Annotated in this window: 5 protein-coding genes; 3 read left to right on the top strand and 2 right to left on the bottom strand. The window is 45.4% G+C overall.

The annotated features are described in order from the left end of the window. Nucleotides 1-4 precede the first annotated feature (4 nt). Both C7B77_RS23585 and C7B77_RS23580 read right to left on the bottom strand, forming a co-directional pair. Nucleotides 5-751 carry a metal ABC transporter ATP-binding protein gene (locus tag C7B77_RS23585; protein WP_106310681.1) on the bottom strand — a complete coding sequence of 249 codons (747 nt, stop codon included), beginning with the start codon at nt 749-751 and terminating at the stop codon, nt 5-7. 340 nt (nt 752-1091) lie between these two features. Continuing rightward, complete coding sequence (locus C7B77_RS23580) at nt 1092-2363, bottom strand: FAD/NAD(P)-binding protein (protein WP_106310679.1); 1272 nt, start codon at nt 2361-2363, stop codon at nt 1092-1094. 119 nt (nt 2364-2482) lie between these two features. Here C7B77_RS23580 and C7B77_RS23575 point away from each other — a divergent pair, with 119 nt between their 5' ends. The 3 genes from C7B77_RS23575 to C7B77_RS23565 form a co-directional block, all read left to right on the top strand. Continuing rightward, on the top strand, nt 2483-2932 hold the full coding sequence (locus tag C7B77_RS23575; protein ID WP_106310683.1) for a SufE family protein: 450 nt from the start codon (nt 2483-2485) through the stop codon (nt 2930-2932). 10 nt (nt 2933-2942) lie between these two features. Beyond that, nucleotides 2943-3947: a CobW family GTP-binding protein gene (locus C7B77_RS23570; RefSeq protein WP_106310677.1), complete on the top strand. Its 1005-nt coding sequence runs from the start codon at nt 2943-2945 to the stop codon at nt 3945-3947. Between the two features lie 14 nt (nt 3948-3961). Beyond that, nucleotides 3962-5148, top strand: a 1187-nt coding sequence (locus C7B77_RS23565) for a CobW family GTP-binding protein (protein ID WP_106310675.1), incomplete at its 3' end; no start/stop codon positions are given.

Raw genomic sequence — 5148 nt, 5'->3', positions numbered from 1 at the left:
CTTATTAACAGAATAAATCTGCCCCAGGATCTCGACTGCCATGCTGATGAAATGAAACACCATAAGCTTGTTGCAGATTGGCAGGAGTCATTACTTGTGCGGGCGAACCATCGGCAATTAGACTTTGATTGAGCAACAAAATTCGATCGAGCTGACTCAATGATTTTCCCCATTCATGAGTGCTAACGAGCAAAATTTTACCCGCTGTTCGGAGTTCGGCGAAAACATCTAGCATCACGGCTTCAGTTTTTTTATCGATGCCAGTAAATGGCTCGTCAAATAAGAATAAATCTGCTTGTTGTGCTAATGCTCTGGCTAAAAATACGCGCTGTTGTTGCCCACCAGACAGCTCCCCAATCCGCCGATGCTTGAGATCTAACATCCCGACTCGATCGAGTGCCTCATTGACGATCGCATGAGCCGCAGCACCCGGACGACGCAACCACCCTAGCTGACGGGTACGCGCCATCATCACCACATTCCAGACGCTAATCGGATAATCCCAGTCCACCTGAGATCTTTGGGGCACATATGCCACCCGTTCCAAATGCTGGCACAACGGACAAGTACAATATTTTATCGTGCCCCTAGCGGTCGGAATTAGTCCTAACATCGCCTTGAGGAGTGTACTCTTACCCGCTCCATTCGGCCCAATTAGCCCCACGAGTTCACCTGGCTCGATCCGAAAGTCAATTTGCTCTAAAGCACGCACGCCACGGTAATTGACAGCTAATTGCTGAATCTCTAGCATGAAACATTAATTATGAGAATGATTATCGCCAATCGATCTAAACAATAGCATGAATGTAAGTCGATCGGTGTCGTCCGATCGGTTACAGGTAATTAACCCCCCGTTTAAGCAAGTAAATAAGGAAAACTGATTTGCTTCGTACAAGCACCGCCCTGAACTATAAGTTTCTCCTAACGGAGACGCTACGCGAACAGGCTAATAGCAAAAGTTCGTTTTAACGAACTAAGTTATTTGGCAGTTCTCTTCAGAGAACTTTTGCTATTAGCCCCAAATTCATTTGAGGGCGGTATAGAAACGAAGCTAGCAGTCATCAAGGAGAGGCTATCGCCAACGAAAATCCTTATCCCGCTCTGGCAATAGTAGATTTAGTCAAAGCAGGAACGATCCGATCGCTAGCAGCCCTTGCGCCTGAAAGATTTCGGGCTGCGGGGCCGACGCGTAATGCTGCCAAACCACCCATGATAAATAACTCGCACCCTTGCCAACGCAGATGTTCGTCAATAACAGGCAAACCATTGACACATTCGATCGGGTAAACATTCAAAACATCTTGCAATAGAGGATGATGTTGGGCATCTAACTGGCTGCCAGTGGCAACCCAAATCCGGTCGATATTCTGATGATGAATGCACTCATGGAGGGTGGAATTGTCGCAATGTACCTGCCAGCCCCGATCGCTCCATTTAGCGTCAGACACGCCACATTGCTCGTAAAATACCATTTTGCCATCCCGCGCTAATCGCCGTAGTTGAGACAGCACTGCTGGAGTCATCGAGCCGCCATTGCGGGCTTGTTGGATCGTTTGCCAACGAGTATGTAAATCTGGTTCGGCCCAGAAATCTTTGAGATATTTTGGCCCGATCCAACCAGGATCGGCATCGAATAGTTTGTCGTAGACATTGCGGCGAGACATTAATAGCACTTTTGCGCCGCGATCGATCGCCCCTAATGCCAGATGTCCGCTGGTTAGACCTCCCCCGACGATTAAGACTCGTTCGCCCTGTAAATGCAATCCTCGCAGGTCTACTTGCTGAGAATGTAAGAGTCGATCTGGGGAATAACTTGTCGAAATTTGCCCCACCCAGTCAGGGAGATTCGGCACGGCTCCACCATTAGCAATTACCACTCTACGGGCGATAATTGTGTGCCCATTAGATAAGTGCAAACAGAAGCGAGCGCGACCGCGATTCTCCGCTGGAGAGGCTACGCCAACGCAGATTGGTTCGACTCGAACGACTTGAGCTGGATAGACACGATCTTCTAATTGCCACCGCCGGATTGTTTCATGGCAGAAATCTCGAAATAGTTGGGTTCCTGGTAAGTCGTAGGGGGCGAATAATTCACTCGGACGGGGAGCGGCAAAGGTACGCAGGGCATGAGGATCGGGATCGGGTTGATGGACGGCTGGCGATCGCAAATGCGGAATCTCGAAGGCGGCAAACTGATGGTGCCATCGACTCATCCAGGTACCACTGGGATCGAAGACGAGGAAACGTCCGCGCATGGATTTCTTTTTCTGTAATAGATGCGTCACCAGCGTCAGCGCGTGAGGGCCAGCCCCAACAATTGCCAGATCGATGAATTCGGGGAGTGTCGCTAATGGATCGAGCATGGATAAATCGTTCGGCAGAGCATGAGAACGATTATCATTCTATATGTTAAATTACCCCAAAATCCGATATCATGATAATGATTATCGTTAATGCAAGAATGGTTCGCCTCAGCTTAGATATGTCGCCAATCTCTCAGCCACTACCGCCCGCACTCGATCGAATCATCCAACGTTTCCAACAGATATCGGAACCAAAACGGCGGTATGAGTACCTGCTACACTTTGCCAAACGTCTGCCACCGTTCCCCGAAGACCAGAAAATCTTGGAGAATAAAGTTAGCGGCTGTGCATCGCAAGTTTATGTAATTGCGACGATGGATAGTGGGAAGATCGGCTTTGAGGGCGATTCTGATGCCCAAATTACCAAGGGATTAGTGGGGCTATTGGTAGAAGGATTGACAGGGCTGACTCCTCCAGAAATTATCCAATTAACTCCCGATTTTATTCAGCAAACGGGACTAGATATCAGCTTGACTCCCTCTCGGGTGAATGGATTTTATAATATTTTTCAGATGATGCAAAAAAGAGCATTAGTTTATCATTTGACGGAGACATATTCGCAAAGTTAAGGGAAAAATCATGCCCGATCTAGCGACCGAGATTTTCACGGAGTCAGTGCAGTTTCTTCAACATCAAATACCTGTGACGATCGTGACGGGTTTTCTGGGAAGTGGCAAAACAACATTACTCAACCATATTCTCAACAATCGGCAAGGCTGGAAAGTTGCGGTAATTGTGAATGAATTTGGGGATATCGATATCGATTCACAGTTATTGGTAGCTGTGGATGAAAACATGGTGCAGTTAGCTAATGGGTGTATCTGCTGTACCATTAATCAAAGTTTAGTCGATGCAGTGTGGGCGATTGCCAAGCGAGTTGAATCGATCGATTATCTGGTAATTGAAACGACCGGAATTGCCGATCCATTACCGATCGTGCGGAGCTTGACAACCACCGCTCTGCAACAGGTAACTAGGGTTGATTCGGTACTAACATTAGTAGATGCAGAATCGTTTACATCGGCACATTACAGCAGTGAAGCGGCATTAAATCAACTCATTTTTGGCGATATCATTCTGTTAAATAAGACAGATTTAGTCGCTCCAGAAATTGTGGCTGATTTGGAGCATTATATTCGATCGATCGCCCCAAATGCCCGGATTATTGCTACCGAACATGGGCGAGTACCATTACCATTAATTTTAGATGTAGGAATCGATCGGACTAATGTTGGTCTGGAATCGCCCAAATCAGGTCACGAGCACTCTCATCATCTAGAAAATGATGGATTTGTTGCAGTTTCATTTGAGAGCGACTTACCGCTAATTCTACCCAAGTTTCAGGACTTTCTCGATCGATTGTCTCCAGATGTGTGTCGGGCTAAAGGTATTCTCAAATTTCAGGGTAGCCAGTTGCATCATGTCTTACAAATGAGTGGGAAACGGTATGAAATGAAGAGTATTTCGGTCGAAAAATCTGCCAGTCGATCGCCACCACTTAATGCGAATCAACTGGTATTTATCGGACGCAATTTGAACGCGGAGGCAATTAGAACACAAATAACTGAATGCCTTGCTATTTAATCTAAGAAATTTGCATGACTCAAACAATAACGCATCCAGCCACAGCTACACTCGAAATCCCCAAACGGGGAATGCCCGTCACGATTATTACTGGTTTTTTGGGCAGTGGTAAAACTACTTTGTTAAATCATATTTTAAGCGATAGACAAGGTTTAAAGATTGCCGTATTAGTCAATGAATTTGGGGATATTAATATCGACAGTCAACTGTTGGTATCGATCGATGAAGGCATGGTAGAGCTGAGTAATGGATGTATCTGTTGCACCATTAATGAGGATTTAGTAGCGGCAGTTTACAGAATATTAGAACGGGAAGATAAAGTTGACTACATGGTGATTGAAACTACTGGAGTTGCCGATCCGTTGCCGATTATCTTGACATTTCTGGGGACAGAACTACGAGACATGACGCGATTAGATTCGATCGTCACGATGGTTGATTCAGAAACATTCACACCCGAGCACTTCGATAGTGAAGCAGCATTCAAACAAATCACCTATGCTGATATCACGATCTTAAATAAAACCGATCTGGCAAGTGCTTCACAAATTCTCAATGTAGAAGCCTACATCAAATCTGTTAAAGAGGGTGCCAGAATTTTGCATAGCGAACATGGCAAAGTACCTCTCAATCTAGTTTTGGATGTGGAGTATAATAACCCCAATAATTATGCAGATTTAGTTAAAGAAGAAATAGAACAGACCGATCGAGATAATCATCAGCATCGCACTCACGAACATAAAACTCATGATGCTCATGAATCTCACCAGCACGATCGCGAACATGAAGAACATGATGCACATAGTCACGAACATCATGTCCACGCACATGAAAAACATGATGCACATAGTCACGAACATCATGCCCACGAGCATCATCATCACCATTCAAGTCATTTAGATAATGATGGATTTGTGTCGATCGCTTTTGAAGGAGATCGCCCTTTTGACGTCAAGAAATTTGAAGCGTTCTTACAATTACATTTACCTTTAGAAGTCTTTCGTGCCAAAGGAATATTGTGGTTTACAAATAGTAAAGATCGCCACATTTTTCAACTTAGTGGTGCGCGGTTCAATCTCAATGGAGAGCCGTGGCAATCTGCACCTAAAAATCAGCTTGTGTTCATCGGGCGGAATCTAGATGCCGATAGTCTGCGACAGCATTTAACAGACTGTTTTGCCCTGTCTCTTATACACATCTC

It is taken from the genome of Chamaesiphon polymorphus CCALA 037 (assembly GCF_003003845.1).
Lineage (GTDB): Bacteria > Cyanobacteriota > Cyanobacteriia > Cyanobacteriales > Chamaesiphonaceae > Chamaesiphon > Chamaesiphon polymorphus.
This window is presented reverse-complemented; position numbering and strand designations above follow the sequence as displayed.